Here is a 20,424-nt window from a genome sequence, read left to right as displayed (position 1 = left end):
GGCAGCAAAAAAGCAAGGGGCCTACGGGCCCCTTTGCTTTTCCTGTCGCAGAGCTTGTTTTTTCACGGGCCTGCCCCCACATTAAACCCAAGCTCAAATTTCCATCGGATTACGGCCATAAGGCCGCTGTAGAGGCGAAATCATGAAGACAACCCTCGACTTGCCTCTTTTGCCATTGCGCGATGTCGTCGTTTACCCGCACATGGTCATCCCGCTGTTCGTGGGGCGTGAAAAGTCCATCGAGGCCCTTGAGGCTGCGATGACGGGCGAGAAGCAGATCCTCCTGCTGGCCCAGAAGAATCCCGCTGACGACGATCCAGGTGAAGATGCCCTGTACCGTGTCGGCACCATCGCGACCGTTCTGCAGCTGCTCAAGCTGCCCGATGGCACCGTCAAGGTGCTGGTCGAGGGCGAGCAGCGCGGTGCGGTCGAGCGCTTTGTCGAAGTCGACGGGCACATCCGCGCCGACGTAGCGCTGATCGACGAAGTCGAGACTGCCGATCGCGAGTCCGAAGTGTTCGTGCGCAGCCTGCTGTCGCAGTTCGAGCAATACGTGCAGTTGGGCAAGAAGGTCCCGGCTGAAGTCCTCTCCTCGCTCAACAGCATCGATGAGCCAGGGCGCCTGGTCGACACCATGGCCGCGCACATGGCCCTGAAGATCGAGCAGAAGCAGGAAATCCTCGAAATCATCGACCTGGGCGCCCGTGTCGAGCATGTGCTGGCGTTGCTGGATGCCGAAATCGACCTGCTGCAGGTCGAGAAGCGCATCCGTGGCCGGGTCAAGAAGCAGATGGAGCGCAGCCAGCGCGAGTACTACCTGAATGAGCAGATGAAGGCCATTCAGAAAGAGCTCGGCGACAGCGACGAAGGCCACAACGAAATCGAAGAGCTGAAAAAGCGCCTCGATGCCGCCGGCTTGCCCAAAGACGCCTACACCAAGGCCCAGGCCGAGCTGAACAAGCTCAAGCAGATGTCGCCGATGTCCGCTGAAGCCACCGTGGTGCGCTCCTACCTCGATTGGCTGGTGCAGGTGCCGTGGAAGGCCCAGAGCAAGGTGCGCCTGGACCTGGCCAAGGCCGAAGAAATCCTCGATGCCGACCACTATGGTCTGGACGAGGTGAAGGAGCGCATCCTCGAATACCTCGCCGTGCAAAAACGGGTCAAGAAAATCCGTGGCCCGGTGCTGTGCCTGGTCGGCCCGCCTGGCGTGGGCAAGACCTCGCTGGCCGAGTCCATCGCCAGTGCCACCAACCGCAAGTTCGTGCGTATGGCCCTGGGTGGCGTGCGTGATGAAGCTGAGATCCGCGGCCATCGCCGGACCTATATCGGGTCGATGCCAGGTCGTCTGATTCAGAAGATGACCAAGGTTGGGGTACGCAACCCGCTGTTCCTGCTCGACGAAATCGACAAGATGGGCAGCGACATGCGTGGCGACCCGGCGTCGGCACTGCTCGAAGTGCTCGACCCCGAGCAGAACCACAATTTCAACGATCACTACCTGGAGGTCGATTACGACCTGTCGGACGTGATGTTCCTGTGCACCTCCAACTCGATGAACATTCCGCCGGCGCTGCTCGACCGCATGGAAGTCATTCGCCTGCCGGGGTACACCGAGGACGAGAAGATCAACATCGCGGTCAAGTACCTGTCGCCCAAGCAGATCAAGGCCAACGGCCTGAAAAAGGGCGAACTGGAGATCGATACCGCAGCCATCCGCGACATCATCCGCTACTACACCCGGGAAGCCGGTGTGCGTGGTCTGGAGCGCCAGGTTGCGAAGATCTGCCGCAAGGTGGTCAAGGAGCATGCCGGGCACAAGCAGGTGGCCGTCAAGGTCGACAGCGACAACCTCGAGCATTACCTGGGCGTGCGCAAGTTCCGCTACGGCCTGGCCGAGCAGCAGGATCAGGTGGGCCAGGTGACGGGGCTGGCGTGGACCCAGGTGGGTGGCGAACTGCTGACCATCGAGGCTGCGGTAATTCCCGGCAAGGGTCAGTTGATCAAGACCGGTTCCCTGGGCGACGTGATGGTCGAGTCCATCACGGCCGCGCAAACCGTGGTGCGCAGCCGTGCGCGCAGCCTGGGTATCCCGGCTGACTTCCACGAGAAGCGTGATACCCACATCCACATGCCCGAGGGCGCTACGCCCAAGGATGGCCCGAGTGCCGGCGTGGGCATGTGCACCGCCCTGGTCTCGGCGTTGACCGGTATACCGGTGCGTGCCGATGTGGCCATGACCGGTGAAATTACCTTGCGTGGCCAGGTGCTGGCAATTGGGGGGTTGAAGGAGAAATTACTGGCGGCCCATCGCGGTGGAATCAAGACGGTGATCATTCCGGAAGAGAATGTGCGCGACCTGAAAGAAATTCCTGACAATATTAAGCAGGATCTTCAGATTAAACCTGTCAAATGGATTGACGAAGTCCTCCAAATTGCGCTGCAATACGCCCCGGAGCCCTTGCCAGATGTGGCTCCCGAGATTGTCGCCAAGGATGAAAAGCGCGACAGTGATTCCAAGGAACGAATCAGTACCCATTAGTACGTATTTGGCTGGGGGGCTTGCTTGAGCGTATTTCGAGCCCTTGTTACAAAGCGGCGCCTAAGTGTCAGTAGGCCACCCAGCACTCGTTTTGCTTTTCATTACATACTTAGAAACAAACTCAAATAGAGATAAGGGGACTTAGAGTGAACAAGTCGGAACTGATTGACGCTATTGCCGCATCTGCTGATATCCCGAAAGCTGTCGCCGGCCGTGCGCTGGACGCAGTCATCGAATCCGTCACCGGCGCCCTGAAGGACGGTGACTCTGTGGTACTGGTTGGTTTCGGTACCTTCTCCGTAACCGATCGTCCTGCCCGTACCGGCCGCAACCCGCAAACCGGCAAGACTCTGGAAATCCCTGCTGCCAAGAAGCCAGGCTTCAAGGCCGGCAAAGCACTGAAAGAAGCCGTCAACTAAGTCGTCTCTTTCAGGCTTCGCCTAGCCGGGTCAGGTCTCGCCTGGCCTGGTAGCGAAGCACGGGGAATCGCAAAAACAGATTCCCGTGTGCTTCGCCAGTTACGAGAAGGCGCATCCTCGGATGCGCCTTTCTTCTATCAGGACTCTACCCACGCTCCGCGGTTTGTTTGTTTAGTACAGCCGTTTCTGGGGGACGCATGCTGCAGAATATCAGGGACAATTCACAAGGTTGGATTGCCAAGACCATCATCGGTGTCATCGTTGCCTTGATGGCGCTGACCGGCTTCGATGCCATCTTCCAGGCCACCACCCACAGCCAGGACGCTGCCAAGGTCAATGGTGACACCATCAGCCAGAACGAGCTGAGCCAGGCCGTCGACATGCAACGTCGGCAGTTGATGCAACAGCTGGGCAAGGACTTCGACGCCTCCCTGCTGGATGAAAAAATGCTGCGTGAAGCAGCACTCAAGGGCCTCATCGAGCGCAAGCTGCTGCTCCAGGGTGCCAAGGATGCCAAGTTCAGCTTCTCCGAAGCCGCGCTTGACCAGGTCATCCTGCAAACACCGGAATTCCAGGTTGACGGCAAGTTCAGTGCTGAGCGTTTCGATCAGGTGATTCGTCAGCTGGGCTACGGCCGTCTGCAGTTCCGCGACATGCTGGCGCAGGAAATGCTGATCGGCCAACTGCGTGCAGGCCTTGCCGGCAGCGGTTTTGTGACCGATGCCCAGGTTGACGCGTTTGCCCGCATCGAAAAGCAGACCCGTGATTTCGCTTCGCTGACCTTCAAGGCCGACCCGGCTGCGGTCAAGGTCGCCGACGAAGAGATCAAGGCGCATTACGACGAGCACGCCAAGGAGTTCATGAGCCCGGATCAGGTCGTCATCGACTACATCGAACTGAAGAAGGCCGCGTTCTTCGACCAGGTGAAGGTCGATGACGAGGCGCTTCAGGCGCTGTACGAGAAGGAGATTGCCAACCTGGCTCCGCAGCTGCATGCCGCGCACATCCTTATCGAAGTCAACGACACGCTTGACGATGCCAAGGCCAAGGCCCGCATCGAAGAGATCAAGCAGCGTCTGGACAAAGGTGAAGACTTCGCCAAGCTGGCCAAGGAGTTCTCGCAGGATCCGGGGTCGTCCGGCACCGGTGGTGACCTGGGCTATGCCGGCAAGGGTGTTTACGATCCAACCTTCGAAGACGCGCTGTACGCGTTGAACAAAGGCCAGGTATCGGCGCCGGTGCGTACCGATTTCGGTTGGCACCTGATCAAGCTGCTGGACGTGCAGGCGCCTGATGTGCCGACGTTCGCCAGCCTGAAAGACAAGCTTACCCGTGAACTGAAGACCCAGCAGGTCGAGCAGCGCTTCGTCGAAGTGACCAAGCAACTGGAAGACTCTGCGTTCGAAGCCTCCGACCTGGCCCAGCCAGCCCAGGAACTGGGCCTGAAGGTGCAGACCTCGGCACCGTTCGGTCGTGAAGGCGGTGAAGGCATTGCGGCCAACCGTGCCGTGATCCAGGCCGCGTTCAGCCCGGAAGTGCTCGAAGAAGGTGCCAACAGCACTGCGCTGGAACTGGACCCGGAGACCGTCGTGGTCATCCGTGCCAAGGAACACCGCAAGCCTGAGCAACTGCCACTGGACGTAGTGTCCGACAGCATTCGCAAGCACCTGGCCAAAGAGCACGCAAGTGCGGCAGCCAAGGCCAAGGGCGAGGCGCTGATCGCCGGCCTGCGCGACGGCAAGGTCGCACCTGCGGCCCAGCACGAAGGTCAGGGCTGGAAGGTCCAGGAAGCGGTCACACGCAGCCAGGAGGCCATCGAGCCGGCCGAGCTGCAGGCGGTATTCCGCATGACCAAGCCTGAAGCCAAGGACAAGCCTACCTTTGGTAGCGTCACCCTGGCCGATGGCAGCTTTGTAGTGCTGCGCTTGAACGGCGTCAACGAAGGGGCTGCGGCCAGCGATCAGGAGAAGGCGGCCTATCGTCGCTTCCTGGCTTCGCGCGCCGGCCAGCAGGACTTCGCGGCGTACCGCAAGCAGTTGGAAGAGAAGGCGGACATCACCCGTTATTGAGTGATGTTGCTGTAAGCAGAAAGGGCCGCTGATGCGGCCCTTTCTGTTTTTGTGCTGCCTGTGCGGGCCCCTTCGCTGGCAAGCCAGCTCCCACAGGCTTATCGGAGATCCTGAGATCTACGCTGTACCTGTGGGAGCTGGCTTGCCAGCGAAAGGGTCGGAACAGTCAGTAGAGCTGTAAATTCCACACAAAGAAAAGGCCGCATCAGCGGCCTTTTCCCATCTTGCCAACCTTACTCGGTAAGGTCGCCCATGGCGGTAGTGTTGAAGCCACCGTCCACGTACATGATTTCACCGCTCACGCCCGACGCCAGGTCCGAGCAGAGGAAGGCGCCGGCATTGCCGACTTCGTCGATGGTGACGTTGCGACGCAGTGGGGTCTGCGCTTCGTTGGCGTCCAGCATCTTGCGGAAGTTCTTGATGCCCGAGGCCGCCAGGGTGCGGATAGGACCGGCCGATACCGCGTTCACACGGGTGCCATCCGGGCCCAGGCTGCGTGCCAGGTAACGTACACCGGCTTCCAGGCTGGCCTTGGCCATGCCCATCACGTTGTAGTTCGGCATGGTGCGCTCGGCACCCAGGTACGACAGGGTCAGCAGGCTGCCATTGCGGCCTTTCATCAGTTCGCGACCGGCCTTGGCCAGGGCCACGAAGCTGTAGGCGCTGATGTCGTGGGCGATACGGAAGCCATCACGGGTGGTGGCCTGGGTGAAGTCGCCATCGAGCTGGTCGCCCGGCGCGAAGCCTACGGAGTGCACGATGCAGTCCAGGCCGTCCCACTTCTTGCTCAGCTCTTCGAAGACCTTGGCGATTTCTTCATCGCTGGCAACGTCACAGGGGAAGCACAGCTCAGGGCTGGAGCCCCAGCCAGCGGCGAACTCTTCGACGCGGCCCTTGAGCTTTTCGTTCTGGTAGGTGAAGGCAAGTTCTGCACCCTCGCGATGCATGGCGGCAGCGATACCGGATGCGATGGACAGTTTGCTTGCGACACCGACGATCAGTACGCGCTTACCGGCGAGAAAACCCATGTGTTGTTCCTCTTCAGGTTAATCGACAGCTGTGGGGGCCAAAAAGGCGGCTTCCAGCAGCTGCTGTGTATAGGGATGTTGCGGGGCGCTGAAAATGCTCGACGCCGGACCTTGTTCCACCACCTTGCCCTGCTTGACCACCATCAACTGGTGGCTGAGCGCCTTGACCACCGCCAGATCATGGCTGATGAACAAGTAGGTCAGGTTGTACTTGGTCTGCAGCGTACGCAGCAGTTCCACCACCTGGCGCTGTACGGTCCGGTCGAGCGCCGAGGTGGGCTCGTCCAGCAGTATCAGTGCCGGTTTCAATACCAGTGCCCGGGCAATGGCAATACGTTGTCGCTGGCCACCGGAGAACTCGTGAGGGTAGCGGTGCCGCGTTTGCGGATCCAGCCCTACTTCCTCGAGCGCCTCCATGATCGCCTGTTCCTGCTCTGCCTCCGTGCCAATCCGATGAATGCGCAGGCCCTCTGCGACGATATCGCTCACGCACATGCGTGGGCTCAGGCTGCCGAAGGGGTCCTGGAAAACCACCTGCATCTGCCGGCGCAATGGCCGTACCTGCTGTTGCGTAAGGCCCTCCAGCGCCTGGCCTTCAAAGCGTATGCGGCCCTGGCTGGCGATCAATCGCAAGATCGCCAGGCCCAGGGTGGACTTGCCCGAGCCACTCTCGCCCACGATGCCCAGGGTCTGGCCCTGGGGCAGGCTGAAGTTGATGCCGTCCACCGCCTTGACGTGATCGACGGTCTTGCGCAGCAGGCCCTTCTTGATCGGGAACCACACGCGCAGGTCCTCGACCTCGAGCATCGGCGCACCTACCGGGTTGCCGGCAGGCGTGCCGCTGGGCTCGGCGCCAAGCAGCACTTGCGTGTACGGATGCTGCGGGGCACGGAACAATTCGTCACACGACGCCTGTTCGACGATGCAACCGCGCTGCATGACACATACGCGATGGGCAATTCTTTTCACCAGGTTCAAATCGTGACTGATCAGTAACAGCGCCATGCCCAGGCGCGCCTGCAGATCCTTGAGCAATTCGAGGATTTTCAGCTGCACGGTGACGTCCAGCGCCGTGGTCGGCTCGTCGGCAATCAGCAGTTCCGGCTCGTTGGCCAGGGCCATGGCAATCATCACCCGTTGCCGCTGGCCGCCCGACAGCTCATGGGGCAGGGCCTTGAGGCGCTTGGCCGGGTCGGGAATGCCCACCAGCTCCAGCAGCTCCAGGGTGCGCGCGGTGGCAGCCTTGCCGCGCAGGCCCTTGTGCAGCATGAGGATTTCGTTGATCTGCTTTTCGATGGTGTGCAGCGGGTTCAGCGAGGTCATCGGTTCCTGGAAGATCATCGCGATGCGGTTGCCGCGGATGCGGCGCATCTGCTTCTCGTCCAGGGTCAGCAGGTCGCGGCCTTCGTAGGTGATGGTGCCGCTGGGGTGGCGCGCCAGGGGGTAGGGCAGCAGGCGCAGGATGGAGTGCGCGGTTACCGACTTGCCCGAGCCGCTTTCGCCCACCAGGGCCAGGGTCTCGCCGCGGCGGATATCGAAGCTGATGCCTTCGACCACGCGTTGCTGCTGCTCGCCGGTGACAAACTCGACGGACAGGTCGCGCACTTCGATCAAGGTGTCGTTGCTCATCTCATTTCCTCGGGTCGAAGGCATCGCGGGCGGACTCGCCGATAAACACCAGCAGGCTCAGCATCAAGGCCAGCACGGCGAACGCGCTCATGCCCAGCCATGGCGCCTGCAGGTTGGACTTGCCCTGGGCCACCAGCTCGCCCAGCGACGGCGCGCCAGGCGGCAGGCCGAAGCCCAGGAAGTCCAGCGCAGTCAGGGTGCCGATGGCGCCGGTGAGAATGAACGGAAGGAAGGTCATGGTCGACACCATCGCGTTGGGCAGAATGTGGCGGTACATGATCGCGCCATTCTGCATGCCCAGCGCCCGCGCCGCCCGCACGTACTCCAGGTTGCGCCCGCGCAGGAATTCGGCGCGCACCACGTCCACCAGGCTCATCCACGAAAACAGCAGCATGATGCCCAGCAGCCACCAGAAGTTGGGCTGTACGAAACTGGCCAGGATGATCAGCAGGTACAGCACCGGCAGCCCTGACCAGATCTCCAGAAAGCGCTGTCCGGCCAGGTCCACCCAGCCTCCGTAGAACCCCTGCAGGGCACCTGCGATCACGCCGATGATCGAGCTGAGTACGGTCAGTGTCAGGGCGAACAGCACCGAGATGCGAAAGCCATAGATAACCCGCGCCAGCACATCGCGGCCCTGGTCATCGGTGCCCAGCAGGTTCTGCGCCGAGGGCGGCGCCGGGGCGGGCACCTTCAGGTCGTAGTTGATGCTCTGGTAGCTGAACGGAATCGGTGCCCACAGCACCCAGCTGTCCTTGGCGGCCAGTAGCTCGCGGATGTACGGGCTCTTGTAGTTGGCCTCCAGCGGGAACTCGCCGCCGAAGGTGGTCTCCGGGTAGCGCTTGAGCGCCGGGAAGTACCATTCGCCGTCATAGCGCACCGCCAGCGGCTTGTCGTTGGCGATCAGCTCGGCGCCCAGGCTCAGGCCGAACAGGATCAGGAACAGCCACAGTGACCACCAGCCGCGGCGGTTGGCCTTGAAGCGCTGGAAGCGGCGGCGGTTGAGAGGGGAAAGCGTCATCTCAGTGCTCCCGGCTGTCGAAGTCGATGCGTGGGTCGACCAGGGTATAGGTCAGGTCACCGATCAGCTTCACCACCAGGCCCAGCAGGGTGAAGATGAACAGTGTGCCGAACACCACCGGGTAGTCGCGGTTGATGGCTGCCTCGAAGCTCATCAGGCCCAGGCCATCGAGGGAGAAGATCACCTCCACCAGCAAGGAGCCGGTGAAGAAGATGCCGATGAAGGCCGACGGAAAGCCCGCGATCACCAGCAGCATGGCGTTGCGGAACACATGCCCGTACAGCACGCGGTTCGGGCTCAGGCCCTTGGCCTTGGCGGTGACCACGTACTGCTTGTTGATCTCGTCCAGGAAGCTGTTCTTGGTCAGCAGGGTCATGGTGGCGAAGTTGCCGATCACCAGGGCCGTCACCGGCAGCGTGAGGTGCCAGAAATAGTCGAGGATCTTGCCGCCGGTGCTCAGCTCGTCGAAGTTGTTCGACGTCAGCCCGCGCAGCGGGAACCAGTCCAGATAGCTGCCGCCGGCAAACAGCACGATCAGCAGGATGGCGAACAGGAACGCCGGGATCGCGTAGCCGATGATGATCGCCGAGCTGGTCCACACGTCGAAGTGGCTGCCGTGGCGCGTGGCCTTGGCGATGCCCAGCGGTATTGACACCAGGTACATGATCAGCGTGCTCCACAGCCCCAGCGAGATCGACACCGGCATCTTTTCTGCGATCAGGTCGATGACCTTGGCGTCACGGAAGAAGCTGTTGCCGAAATCCAGCTGGGCGTAGTTCTTGATCATGATCCACAGGCGTTCCGGCGCCGACTTGTCGAAGCCGTACATGCGCTCGATTTCCTCGATCAGGGCCGGGTCCAGGCCCTGTGCGCCGCGGTAGTTGGAGCCCGCCACCGAGACCTCCGAGCCACCGCCGGCGATGCGGCTGGTGGCGCCGTCGAAGCCTTCGAGCTTGGCGATCATCTGCTCGACCGGGCCGCCGGGGGCGGCCTGGATGATCGCGAAGTTGATGATCAGGATGCCCAGCAAGGTGGGGATGATCAGCAGCAGGCGGCGAAAGATATAGGCCAGCATGCTATTGCTCCCCGGCCGTTGGCGTGGCGTCGGTAGCTACCGGTACGCTCGGCGCGACATCGGGCTTGATCCACCAGGTGTTGATGCCGATGTCGTACCGGGGCGGCGTGGCCGGGTGGCCGATGTGGTTCCAGTACGCCACGCGCCAGGTCTTGATGTGCCAGTTGGGGACCACGTAGTAGCCCCACTGCAGCACGCGGTCCAGGGCGCGGGTGTGGTCGATCAGGCTCTGGCGCGAATCGGCATTGATCAGCCCCTCCACCAGGCTGTCGACGGCCGGATCCTTCAAGCCCATGAAATTGCGGCTGCCGGGCTTGTCGGCGCTGGCGCTCTGCCAGAACTCGCGCTGCTCGTTGCCGGGGGAGTTGGATTGCGGGAAGCCGCCGACGATCATGTCGAAGTCCCGCGAGCGCAGCCGGTTGATGTACTCGGAGACGTCGACACGGCGAATGCTCAGCTCGATGCCCAGGTCGGCCAGGTTGCGCTTGTAGGGCAGCAGGATGCGTTCGAACTCGGTCTGTGCCAGCAGGAACTCAATGACCACCGGCTTGCCTTGGGCATCCACCATCTTGTCATCCTGGATGCGCCAGCCGGCGTCCTGCAGCAGCTTGTAGGCCTTGCGCTGCTGTTCGCGGATCATGCCGCTGCCGTCGGTGACCGGGTTCTTGAACGGCTGGGTAAAGACTTGCGCCGGGACCTTGTCACGCAGGGGTTCGAGCAGTTTCAGCTCGGCGGCGCTGGGCAGCCCGCTGGCCGCCATGTCGGAGTTTTCGAAGTAGCTGGTGGTACGGGTGTAGGCGCCGTTGAACAGTTGCTTGTTGGTCCATTCGAAATCCAGCAGCAGGCTCAGCGCTTCACGCACGCGCACGTCCTGGAACACCGGGCGACGCAGGTTGAACACGAAGCCCTGCATGCCGGTGGGGTTGCCGTTGACGATCTCCTCGCGGATCAGGCGCTTGTCGCGCACGGCCGAGATGTTGTACGCGGTGGCCCAGTTTTTTGCGCTGACTTCCAGCCAGTAGTCGAACTGCCCGGCCTTGAGCGCCTCGAGCGCCACGGTGTTGTCGCGGTAGTAGTCCACGCGCAGGGTGTCGAAGTTGAAGAAGCCGCGGTTGATCGGCAGGTCCTTGCCCCAGTAGTTCGGGTCGCGCTGATAGCGTACCGAGCGCCCGGCCTTGACCTCGGCGACCTTGTACGGGCCGCTGCCCAGCGGGATCTCCAGGTTGCCCTTGGTAAAGTCGCGGGTGGCCCACCAGTGCTTGGGCAGCACTGGCAACTGGCCGAGAATCAACGGCAGCTCGCGGTTGCCCTTGTGCTTGAACTTGAACAGCACGCGTAACGGGTCTTCGGCAATCACTTCGTCGACATCGGCGTAATACGCACGGTACAGCGGCGCGCCGCTCTTGATCAGGGTCTGGAAGGTGAACACCACGTCATCGGCGCGTACCGCATGGCCATCCTGGAAGCGCGCTTCGGGCCGCAGGTAGAAGCGTACCCAGCTGTTGTCGGGAGCCTTCTCGATCTGCTTGGCCAGCAGCCCGTATTCGGTGAACGGTTCGTCGAGGCTGGCGCGCGCCAGCGTGTCGTACACCAGGTCGATATTGTCGGCCGGCACGCCCTTGTTGATGAAGGGGTTGAGGCTGTCGAAGCCGCCGGAGCCATTGAGGCGGAAGGTACCGCCTTTGGGCGCGTCGGGGTTCACGTAGTCGAAATGCTTGAAGCTGGCTGGGTACCTGGGCGCTTCGTCGTACAGGGTCAGTGCATGTTGCGGTGCGGCCAGGGCCGGCAGGCTCAGGCTGGCCAGCAACAGGCCGGCGGCCAGCAGGCGCAGGCGAGGCAATGGCATCATTGGGCGTTCTCCGTGGGCTTGAGCCACCAGCTGTTCAGCCCCAGTGTGTAGGGCGGCGTGGCAACAAAGGCGAACCGGTTGCGGTAGGCCAGGCGGTGATTGTCGAGATACCAGTTGGGGATCATGTAGTGCTGCCACAGCAGCACCCGGTCCAGCGCACGTGCTGCAGCCACCTGATCATCGCGGCTTTGCGCATTGAGCAGAGACTCTAGCAGGTGGTCGACCACCGGGCTTTTCACGCCCGCGTAGTTCTTGCTGCCCTTGGTGGCGGCCTGGCTGGAGTGAAAGTACAGCCATTGTTCCAGCCCGGGGCTGAGTGTCTGGCTCAAGGTCATCAGAATCATGTCGAAGTCGAACTGGTCCAGACGCTGTTTGTACTGGGCGCGGTCTACCGTGCGCAAGCGCGCATCGATGCCGATGCTGGCAAGATTTTCGACATAAGGTTGCAGGATGCGCTCCAGGTTCGGGTTCACCAGCAGGATTTCCACCTTCATGGGCTGCCCGGTACTGTTGAGCAGGCGTTGCCCGGACAGCTTCCAGCCGGCCTGGCCCAGCAGGCCCAGGGCCTGGCGCAGGGTGTCGCGGTCGATGCCACGGCCTTCGGTCTGGCCCACGCTGTAGGGCTGGGTGAACAGGGCTGCTGGCAGTTGCTCGCGGTAGGGCGCCAGCAGCAGCCACTCCTTGCCCTGCGGCAGCCCACGGGCACTGAACTCGCTGTTGGGGTAGAAGCTGGCAGCGCGCTTGTAGGCGCTGCTGAACAAGGTGCGGTTGGTCCACTCGAAGTCCAGCATCAGGCCCAGCGCCTGGCGCACGCGGTCGTCGCCGAAGGCGGCGCGACGGCTGTTCATGAACAGGCCCTGGGTCTGGGTGGGTATCTGGTGCTGGACCTGAGCCTTGATCACCTGGCCATGGCGTACCGCCGGGAAGTTGTAGCCGTTGGCCCAGTTCTTGGCCTGGTGCTCGATGTAGATATCGAACTCGCCCGCCTTGAACGCTTCGAACGCCACGTCGCTGTCGCGGTAGAACTCGTATTCGACACGGTCGAAGTTGTACTTGCCGCGGTTGACCGCCAGGTCTTTGCCCCAGTAATCCTTGACGCGCTCGAACACCAGACGCCGTCCGGGTTGTACCTGGGTGATGCGGTAGGGGCCGCTGCCCAGGGGCGGCTCGAACGTGGTGGCCTTGAAGTCGCGACCTTTCCAGTAATGCTGGGGCAGCACCGGCATCTCGCCCAGGCGCAGGATCAGCAGAGGGTTGCCGGCACGCTTGAACACGAAGCGGATGCGCTGGGGGGTGAGCACGTCGACCCGCTGCACTTCCTGCAGGCTGGTGCGGTAGGTCGGGTGGCCGTCCTTGAGCAGCGTGCGGTACGAGAACGCCACATCGGCGGCAGTGATGGGCTTGCCATCGTGAAAGTGCGCCTCGGGCCGCAGGTTGAACACCACCCAGCTGCGGTCCTCGCTGTATTCCACGGAGCGTGCGATCAGCCCGTAGCTGGAGGTCGCTTCATCGCCGGAGGGATCGCGCTGGCCGGTGCCGACCATCAGCGTTTCGTTCAGCTCGTTCACGCCGTACTGCAGGAAATTGGGCGTGGTAACCGGGCTCGAGCCCTTGAAAGTATAGGGGTTGAGGGTGTCGAACGTGCCAAATGCCATCGCGCGCAAGGTGCCGCCTTTCGGCGCTTGCGGGTTGACCCAATCGAAGTGGGTGAATTTGGCTGGGTACTTGAGCGTGCCGAACTGGGCGTAACCGTGGCTTTCGCTGATTGTCGCGCCTGCGGGAAAGCTCAAGGCCAGGCTGAATGACAGCAACAGGAGGGGGCGTATCAAGTCGGCGATCCGATCCAGGCTTGGGCTTTATTCCGGCTACAGTAACAGCTTGTATCGGCAGGAAAAAGAGTAACCCCAGACAAGGTGCGGGCTCCGGCCGGGCAGCCGGAGCCTGCGACTCAATGCGGCAGGTAGACGGTGAGGGTCTGGCCTGGTTTGAGGGCGTGGCCGCTGCGCGGATTCCAGCGCTTGAGGTGCTGCATTTCGACGTTGAAGCGTTTGGCTACCATGTACAGCGAGTCGCCTTTGCGCACCTTGTACTGGGTGGGCTTTTTCTGGTTGCTGCCGGCGGCCGGCTGGGCGCTTTGCATGACCAGGGTCTGGCCGACCTTGAGGTTGTTGCCGCGCAGTTTGTTCCAGCGTTGCAGGTCCTTGACGCTGACCTTGTTGGCCTTGGCGATGCTGCCCAGGTTGTCGCCACGCTTGACCCGATAGCGGCTGTTGCGCACCGGTGCCGAGGCTTCGGCCATGGCGGCTTCGAACACGGCCTTTTTCGGCTGCAGGCTGAGCAGCTCTTCGGGCTTCATGTTCGACAGGCTGGCGGTCAGCAGTTGCGCCTTGGCGGTCGGTACCAGCAGTTGCTGCGGGCCGTCCACGGTCATGCGCTGCTTGAACGCCGGGTTGAGCTGGAACAGCTCGTCTTCGTCGATTTCGGCCAGCGCGGCAACGCGCGACAGGTCGAGGCGGTCCTTGATCGCGACGGCCTCGAAGTACGGCTCGTTGGCGATCGGGTTGAGGTTCACGCCATACGCCTGCGGGGTCAGGACTACCTGCGACAGTGCCAGCAGCTTGGGCACGTAGTCGCGGGTTTCCTTGGGCAGCGGCAGGTTCCAGTAGTCGGTCGGCAGGCCGAGCTTCTCGTTGCGTTCGATGGCCCGGCTTACGGTGCCTTCGCCAGCGTTGTAGGCGGCCAGGGCCAGCAGCCAGTCACCGTTGAACATGTCGTGCAGGCGGGTCAGGTAGTCGAGCGCTGCGTTGGTCGAGGCGGTGATGTCGCGACGGCCATCGTAGAAGCGTGTCTGGCGCAGGTTGAAGTAGCGCCCGGTCGACGGGATGAACTGCCACAGGCCCACGGCATGGGCGCGCGAGTAGGCCATCGGGTTGTAGGCACTTTCGATGGCCGGCAGCAGGGCCAGTTCCAGCGGCATGTCGCGCTCTTCCAGCCGCTCGACGATGTAGTGGATGTACAGGCTGCCACGGTCGCCGGCGCTTTCGAGGAACGACGGGTTGCTGGCGAACCACAGGCGCTGCTGCTCGATGCGTGGGTTGACCGCGATGCCGTCCTGTAACTGGAAGCCCTGGCGCATGCGCTCCCATACGTCCTGGGCCACGGCAGGCTCGACCGGCTTCTTGTCGTGGACAAAAATCGGTTTCTGCTTGATCCGGGCCTGGAAATTGTGCGCGCGAACGCTCTCGGATTCATCGACCTGACGGGTGCTCTGGCAGCCCACGAGGGTGGCGGCCAGGGCCAGCGCACTGGCTTGGGCCAGGCGCGTCAGGGCGACGGAATTGAAGGTTCTGCGGCTAGGAGACGACATTGGCTAGGACAAAGTTCCGGGCAAAAATGTCGGGGGATTCTAGAAAGGCACCCCCTATCGGTCAACCTTTGAGAACTTTTTGCACCTTGCCGGGGCTGTTTAGAACGTGTCCTTCCATGCGCGCAACCCCGCAAAAACAGCACTCGGCGTAGGGTTTATGCGGCCATCCCGTTCGTCTATTTTTTCTTTAACGGATGTTTCGGCGGTACGCAGAAACGGGTTGGTGAGCTTCTCGAGGGCCAGGTTGGACGGCAATGTGATGTGATCTTGCGCGCGCAGTGCACTAACGTCGTCGAAGCGTTGCGCAATGTGCACGTTGTCGGGCTCTACGGCGCGGGCGAAACGCAGGTTGCTCAGGGTGTATTCGTGGGTGCAGTACACCAGCGTGGCGGCAGGCAGGGCTGCCAGGCGCTCGAGCGAGGTGTGCATCTGCTGCGGCGTGCCCTCGAACAGGCGCCCGCAACCGGCGGCGAACAGGGTGTCGCCGCTGAACAGGATCGGCAACTGCGGCCGTGCGCAGTAATAGGCAATGTGGCCCAGGGTATGCCCGGGTACCTCGAGCACCTCGAATGTGAGGCCCAGCACGTCGATCCGGTCGTTGTCCTGCAGGCCCAGGTCGCGTGCCGGGATACGTTCGTTGGCGGGCCCGCTGACCCGTGCGCCGGTCGCGTTCTTGAGCTGCTCCACGCCGCCCACATGGTCGTGGTGATGGTGCGTGACCAGGATGTCGCTCAGTTGCCAGCCGGGGTGGCGCTGCAGCCAGTCCAGCACCGGCGCCGCATCGCCCGGGTCGACCACTGCACAGCGCTGGTTGACGGCGTCTTGCAACAACCAGATGTAGTTATCGGTGAAAGCGGGCAGGGCATCGATCTGTATCATTGTGCGATTCGCCAAACGGTGGACATGGGTGCATCTTAGTAGCTATGTGCGTCGTCGAGAACCTTCCAAGGGAGACTGCAATGACCGATCAAGCCTTTGCCCAGGCCGATCCGCAGTGGCTGGAGCTGATCAGCCAGGCACGCGAATGGTTTGCCGGCCCGCTGGGCCGGTTGCTGCTGGCCGAAGAGCAGCGCCTGCTCGAAGAAGAGCTGGGGCGCTACTTTGGTGGCTACCTGGTGCATTACGGCCCCTGTGCCGAGGCCCCGCCGAGTGCGCCGCAGGTGCAGCGCAACGTGCGCCTGGGGGCGCCGTTGCCGGGGGTGGAGATCGTCTGTGAAGAGCAGGCCTGGCCGCTCAGCGAGCATGCCGCCGATGTGGTGGTGCTGCAGCATGGCCTGGATTTCAGCCTGTCGCCCCACGGCCTGCTGCGTGAGGCGGCCAGCAGCGTGCGCCCGGGCGGTCATCTGCTGATCGTTGGCATCAACCCGTGGAGCGCCTGGGGCATGCGCCGGGTGTTCGCCCATGATGCTCTGCGCAAGGCCCGCTGCATCTCGCCTTCGCGGGTGGGCGACTGGCTCAACCTGCTGGGCTTCGCGCTGGAGAAACGCCGCTTCGGGTGCTATCGTCCGCCGCTTGCCTCGCCGGCCTGGCAGGCACGCCTGTCGGGTTGGGAGCGTGTCGCCGGGCGCTGGCAGTGCGGGGGCGGTGGTGTCTACCTGCTGGTGGCACGCAAGATGGTGGTGGGCCTGCGGCCCTTGCGCCAGGCGCGGCGTGAACCGATGGGCAAGCTGCTGCCGCTGCCGATGGCCAAGGTCAACCGGCGCGAGCCTCACCCCGAGGGTCGCACCTTCAACGATGAATAAAGGCTGTACATGAGCGAAAGCGTCGAAAGCGTCGAGATCTACACCGATGGTGCCTGCAAGGGCAACCCTGGCCTGGGTGGCTGGGGTGCGTTGCTGGTGTGCAAGGGTGTCGAGAAGGAACTGTGGGGCGGCGAGCGCGACACCACCAACAACCGCATGGAACTGATGGCGGCGATCAAGGGCCTGGAAGCGCTCAAGCGCGAATGCGAGGTGTTGCTGGTCACTGACTCGCAGTACGTGATGAAAGGCATCACCGAGTGGATGGTCAACTGGAAGAAGCGCGGCTGGAAAACCGCCGCCAAGGAGCCGGTGAAAAACGCCGACCTGTGGCAGCAGCTGGACGAGCAGGTCAACCGCCACAAGGTCAAGTGGCAGTGGGTGCGCGGGCACATCGGGCATGCGGGCAACGAGCGTGCCGACCAGTTGGCCAACCGTGGCGTCGACGACCTGCGCAAGTCCCGTTGAGCCCCCTTCAAGCGAATTCGCCACATCCGCCAGCGGGTGAGGTAAAATTCGCCGCTTTTCTTATTCAGGCAGTACGCGGCAGGAGATGACCGGCGTGGAGATGCAGAACAACAGGTCGGTAGTGCTCGACACCGAAACCACCGGCATGCCGGTGGGCGATGGCCACCGCATCATCGAGATCGGTTGTATCGAGCTGTTTGGCCGGCGCATGACCGGGCGCAATTTCCACGTGTACCTGCAGCCGGACCGCGAAAGTGACGAAGGCGCGATCGGTGTGCACGGCATCACCGACGAGTTCCTGGTGGGCAAGCCGCGTTTTGCCGAGGTCGCCGACGAGTTCTTCGAGTACATCAAGGGCGCGCGGCTGATCATCCATAACGCGGCGTTCGACGTTGGCTTCATCAACAACGAATTTGCCCTGCTGGGGCAGCAGGATCGCGCCGACATTTCGCAGCATTGCGAGGTGCTCGACACCCTGTTGATGGCGCGTGAGCGTCACCCAGGCCAGCGCAACAGCCTTGATGCCTTGTGCAAGCGCTATGGCGTAGACAACTCCGGCCGCGAACTGCACGGCGCATTGCTCGACTCCGAGTTGCTGGCAGACGTGTTCCTGGCCATGACCGGTGGCCAGACCAGCCTGTCGCTGGCCGGCAGTGATGGCGACGGTGAGGGGCAGTCCAGCCAGGGCAGCGAAATCCGCCGCCTGGTGGGTCGCCAGCCTGGGCGCATCATCACCGCCAGCGCCAGCGAGCTGGAAGCGCACATGGCACGCCTGGAGGCGGTGGCCAAGTCCACCGGCGGCCCGGCCTTGTGGCAGCAGTTGCTGCAAGCCAACTGAAGCAATTCCCGCGTCTTTGGCGCCGACCTTCTACCCTGAAATGAAAGGCCCGACGGGCCTGCCGTTTCGAAGGTGCTGGCGCCCATGTACAAGGACCTCAAGTTTCCGATTCTGATCGTGCACCGCGACATCAAGGCCGACACCGTGGCCGGTGACCGTGTGCGCGGTATTGCCCAGGAGCTGGCCCAGGACGGCTTCACCATCCTGCCGGCCGTCGACTATGCCGAGGGGCGCCTGGTAGCGGCCACCCACCACGGCCTGGCCTGCATGCTGATTGCCGCCGAAGGCGCCGGCGAGAACACCCACCTGCTGCAGAACATGGTCGAGCTGATCCGCCTGGCGCGGGTGCGTGCGCCGCACCTGCCGATCTTCGCGCTGGGCGAGCAGGTCACGCTGGAGAACGCCCCGGCCGATGCCATGAGCGAGCTGAACCAGCTGCGCGGCATCCTCTATCTGTTCGAAGACACCGTGCCGTTCCTTGCGCGCCAAGTGGCGCGGGCGGCGCACAACTACCTCGACGGCCTGTTGCCGCCGTTCTTCAAGGCATTGGTGCAGCACACCGCGCAGTCCAATTATTCCTGGCACACCCCGGGCCATGGCGGCGGCGTGGCCTACCGCAAGAGCCCGGTGGGGCAGGCCTTTCACCAGTTCTTCGGGGAAAACACCTTGCGTTCGGACCTTTCGGTGTCGGTGCCCGAGCTGGGATCGCTGCTCGATCATACTGGCCCGCTGGCCGCTGCCGAGGCGCGGGCGGCGCGCAACTTCGGTGCCGACCATACCTTCTTCGTGATCAATGGCACCTCCACCGCCAACAAGATCGTGTGGCACTCGATGGTGGGGCGCGACGACCTGGTGCTGGTGGACCGCAACTGCCACAAGTCGGTGTTGCACGCGATCATCATGACCGGTGCGATCCCGCTGTACCTGTGCCCCGAGCGCAACGAGCTGGGCATCATCGGGCCGATCCCGCTGAGCGAGTTCAGCCGCGAGTCGATCCAGGCCAAGATCCACGCCAACCCGCTGGCCAGGGGCCGTGAGGCGCGGGTGAAGATGGCGGTGGTGACCAACTCCACCTATGACGGCCTGTGCTACAACGCCGAGATGATCAAGCAGGAACTGGGCAACAGCGTCGAGGTGCTGCACTTTGACGAGGCCTGGTACGCCTATGCGGCGTTTCACGAGTTCTTTGCCGGGCGCTACGCCATGGGTACCTCGCGCAGCGCCGACAGCCCGTTGGTGTTCAGCACCCACTCCACGCACAAGTTGCTGGCGGCGTTCAGCCAGGCCTCGATGATCCATGTGCAGGATGGTGGCGCGCGCCAGCTTGATCGCGACCGTTTCAACGAAGCGTTCATGATGCATATCTCCACCTCGCCGCAGTACAGCATCCTGGCCTCGCTGGACGTGTCGTCGGCGATGATGGAGGGGCCGGCGGGGCGCTCGTTGCTGCAGGAGATGTTCGACGAGGCGTTGAGCTTTCGCCGTGCGCTGGCCAATCTTCGCGGGCACATCGCGGCGGATGACTGGTGGTTCAGCATCTGGCAGCCGCCGGAAGTGGGCGGTATCTGTCGCGTGGCCACTGAAGACTGGTTGCTGCAGCCGCAGGCCGAGTGGCATGGGTTTGGCGATGTGAGTGAAGACTATGTGTTGCTCGATCCGATCAAGGTGACCCTGGTGATGCCGGGGTTGGACGCCGGCGGCAGCCTGGGTGAGCGCGGCATACCGGCGGCGGTGGTCAGCAAGTTCCTGTGGGAGCGCGGGCTGGTGGTGGAGAAGACTGGGCTGTATTCGTTCCTGGTGCTGTTCTCGATGGGCATCACCAAGGGCAAATGGAGCACGCTGCTGACCGAACTGCTGGAGTTCAAACGCAACTACGACGCCAACACTGCGTTGATGCAGAGCTTGCCGTGCGTGGCCCAGTTGGACCCTGTGCGGTATCACGGCATGGGCTTGAGGGATTTGTGCGAACAGTTGCATGCGTGCTACCGCAGCAACGCCACGGCCAAGCAGCTCAAGCGCTTGTACACGCGCTTGCCCGAGGTGGTGATGAAGCCTGGGGATGCGTATGACAAGCTGGTGCGTGGCGAGGTCGAGGCGGTGCCGATCGAGCAGTTGCTGGGGCGGGTGGCGGCGGTGATGCTGGTGCCGTATCCGCCGGGTATTCCGTTGATCATGCCGGGTGAGCGGTTTACCGAGGCGACACGTTCGATCATGGACTACCTCGCGTTCGCACGGGCGTTCGACCGCGGGTTTCCGGGGTTTGTGGCGGACGTGCATGGGCTGCAGCATGAGGTGGGGGATGTGTATACGGTGGATTGCATTATGTAGGAGCCGGCAACGCCGGCGCCTGCAGGACCATGCGCCAGCGCGATCATTGCAGGAA

Annotated in this window: 15 protein-coding genes; 7 read left to right on the top strand and 8 right to left on the bottom strand. The window is 62.7% G+C overall.

The window, feature by feature from the left end:
- Window positions 1-142: 142 nt before the first annotated feature.
- The 3 genes from lon (at window position 143) to KUO17_RS20375 (ending at window position 5,027) form a co-directional block, all read left to right on the top strand.
- A complete protein-coding gene (lon, locus tag KUO17_RS20385; protein ID WP_163944315.1) occupies window positions 143-2,539 on the top strand; it encodes an endopeptidase La in 2,397 nt (798 codons plus the stop codon).
- Between the two features lie 146 nt (window positions 2,540-2,685).
- The gene (locus KUO17_RS20380) at window positions 2,686-2,958 is read left to right on the top strand and encodes an HU family DNA-binding protein (RefSeq protein WP_095159208.1); all 273 of its coding nucleotides are present in this window, start codon (window positions 2,686-2,688) and stop codon (window positions 2,956-2,958) included.
- Window positions 2,959-3,155: 197 nt separating this feature from the next.
- Complete coding sequence (locus tag KUO17_RS20375; RefSeq protein ID WP_217977310.1) at window positions 3,156-5,027, top strand: SurA N-terminal domain-containing protein; 1,872 nt, start codon at window positions 3,156-3,158, stop codon at window positions 5,025-5,027.
- A gap of 233 nt (window positions 5,028-5,260) precedes the next feature.
- Here KUO17_RS20375 and fabI read toward each other — a convergent pair whose 3' ends face one another.
- The 8 genes from fabI to gloB form a co-directional block, all read right to left on the bottom strand.
- Window positions 5,261-6,055, bottom strand: coding sequence for an enoyl-ACP reductase FabI (gene fabI, locus KUO17_RS20370; protein WP_163944321.1), 795 nt, complete (start codon window positions 6,053-6,055; stop codon window positions 5,261-5,263).
- Between the two features lie 18 nt (window positions 6,056-6,073).
- Complete coding sequence (locus KUO17_RS20365) at window positions 6,074-7,684, bottom strand: ABC transporter ATP-binding protein (RefSeq protein WP_217977309.1); 1,611 nt, start codon at window positions 7,682-7,684, stop codon at window positions 6,074-6,076.
- A gap of 1 nt (window position 7,685) precedes the next feature.
- On the bottom strand, window positions 7,686-8,705 hold the full coding sequence (locus KUO17_RS20360; protein WP_217977308.1) for an ABC transporter permease: 1,020 nt from the start codon (window positions 8,703-8,705) through the stop codon (window positions 7,686-7,688).
- Between the two features lies 1 nt (window position 8,706).
- On the bottom strand, window positions 8,707-9,780 hold the full coding sequence (locus KUO17_RS20355; RefSeq protein ID WP_217977307.1) for a microcin C ABC transporter permease YejB: 1,074 nt from the start codon (window positions 9,778-9,780) through the stop codon (window positions 8,707-8,709).
- A 1-nt stretch (window position 9,781) separates the two neighbouring features.
- Complete coding sequence (locus KUO17_RS20350) at window positions 9,782-11,629, bottom strand: extracellular solute-binding protein (protein WP_217977306.1); 1,848 nt, start codon at window positions 11,627-11,629, stop codon at window positions 9,782-9,784.
- Window positions 11,626-13,458 carry an extracellular solute-binding protein gene (locus tag KUO17_RS20345; RefSeq protein WP_217977305.1) on the bottom strand — a complete coding sequence of 611 codons (1,833 nt, stop codon included), beginning with the start codon at window positions 13,456-13,458 and terminating at the stop codon, window positions 11,626-11,628. Before KUO17_RS20345 ends, KUO17_RS20350 begins: the two co-directional genes overlap by 4 nt.
- A 119-nt stretch (window positions 13,459-13,577) precedes the next feature.
- Window positions 13,578-14,996: a LysM peptidoglycan-binding domain-containing protein gene (locus KUO17_RS20340; RefSeq protein WP_217977304.1), complete on the bottom strand. Its 1,419-nt coding sequence runs from the start codon at window positions 14,994-14,996 to the stop codon at window positions 13,578-13,580.
- Window positions 14,997-15,095: 99 nt separating this feature from the next.
- On the bottom strand, window positions 15,096-15,875 hold the full coding sequence (gene gloB, locus KUO17_RS20335; protein ID WP_217977303.1) for a hydroxyacylglutathione hydrolase: 780 nt from the start codon (window positions 15,873-15,875) through the stop codon (window positions 15,096-15,098).
- An 80-nt stretch (window positions 15,876-15,955) separates the two neighbouring features.
- On the opposite strand from gloB, the gene KUO17_RS20330 reads away from it, so the two are divergent.
- From KUO17_RS20330 to KUO17_RS20315, 4 genes are all read left to right on the top strand, one after another.
- Complete coding sequence (locus KUO17_RS20330) at window positions 15,956-16,738, top strand: methyltransferase domain-containing protein (RefSeq protein ID WP_163949168.1); 783 nt, start codon at window positions 15,956-15,958, stop codon at window positions 16,736-16,738.
- Between the two features lie 9 nt (window positions 16,739-16,747).
- Window positions 16,748-17,203 carry a ribonuclease HI gene (gene rnhA / locus KUO17_RS20325; protein WP_217977302.1) on the top strand — a complete coding sequence of 152 codons (456 nt, stop codon included), beginning with the start codon at window positions 16,748-16,750 and terminating at the stop codon, window positions 17,201-17,203.
- Window positions 17,204-17,288: 85 nt separating this feature from the next.
- Window positions 17,289-18,041, top strand: a complete 753-nt coding sequence (gene dnaQ / locus KUO17_RS20320; protein WP_255263694.1) for a DNA polymerase III subunit epsilon — start codon at window positions 17,289-17,291, stop codon at window positions 18,039-18,041.
- A gap of 84 nt (window positions 18,042-18,125) precedes the next feature.
- Complete coding sequence (locus KUO17_RS20315) at window positions 18,126-20,369, top strand: Orn/Lys/Arg family decarboxylase (protein WP_217977301.1); 2,244 nt, start codon at window positions 18,126-18,128, stop codon at window positions 20,367-20,369.
- Window positions 20,370-20,424: the final 55 nt, after the last annotated feature.

The organism is Pseudomonas aegrilactucae (assembly GCF_019168305.1).
In the GTDB taxonomy this organism is placed as follows: Bacteria; Pseudomonadota; Gammaproteobacteria; order Pseudomonadales; family Pseudomonadaceae; genus Aquipseudomonas; species Aquipseudomonas aegrilactucae.
The sequence above is the reverse complement of the archived record's forward strand: the minus strand, read 5'-3'. Positions and strand labels throughout refer to the sequence as shown.

Bases quoted from the DNA above. Each gene is read 5' to 3' on its own strand.
- fabI (WP_163944321.1), bottom strand. From the start codon at position 6,055: ATGGGTTTTCTCGCCGGTAAGCGCGTACTGATCGTCGGTGTCGCAAGC.
- dnaQ (WP_255263694.1), top strand. From the start codon at position 17,289: ATGACCGGCGTGGAGATGCAGAACAACAGGTCGGTAGTGCTCGACACC.
- KUO17_RS20350 (WP_217977306.1), bottom strand. From the start codon at position 11,629: ATGATGCCATTGCCTCGCCTGCGCCTGCTGGCCGCCGGCCTGTTGCTG.
- KUO17_RS20365 (WP_217977309.1), bottom strand. From the start codon at position 7,684: ATGAGCAACGACACCTTGATCGAAGTGCGCGACCTGTCCGTCGAGTTT.
- lon (WP_163944315.1), top strand. From the start codon at position 143: ATGAAGACAACCCTCGACTTGCCTCTTTTGCCATTGCGCGATGTCGTC.
- KUO17_RS20355 (WP_217977307.1), bottom strand. From the start codon at position 9,780: ATGCTGGCCTATATCTTTCGCCGCCTGCTGCTGATCATCCCCACCTTG.
- KUO17_RS20375 (WP_217977310.1), top strand. From the start codon at position 3,156: ATGCTGCAGAATATCAGGGACAATTCACAAGGTTGGATTGCCAAGACC.
- KUO17_RS20340 (WP_217977304.1), bottom strand. From the start codon at position 14,996: ATGTCGTCTCCTAGCCGCAGAACCTTCAATTCCGTCGCCCTGACGCGC.
- rnhA (WP_217977302.1), top strand. From the start codon at position 16,748: ATGAGCGAAAGCGTCGAAAGCGTCGAGATCTACACCGATGGTGCCTGC.
- KUO17_RS20360 (WP_217977308.1), bottom strand. From the start codon at position 8,705: ATGACGCTTTCCCCTCTCAACCGCCGCCGCTTCCAGCGCTTCAAGGCC.
- KUO17_RS20330 (WP_163949168.1), top strand. From the start codon at position 15,956: ATGACCGATCAAGCCTTTGCCCAGGCCGATCCGCAGTGGCTGGAGCTG.
- gloB (WP_217977303.1), bottom strand. From the start codon at position 15,875: ATGATACAGATCGATGCCCTGCCCGCTTTCACCGATAACTACATCTGG.
- KUO17_RS20315 (WP_217977301.1), top strand. From the start codon at position 18,126: ATGTACAAGGACCTCAAGTTTCCGATTCTGATCGTGCACCGCGACATC.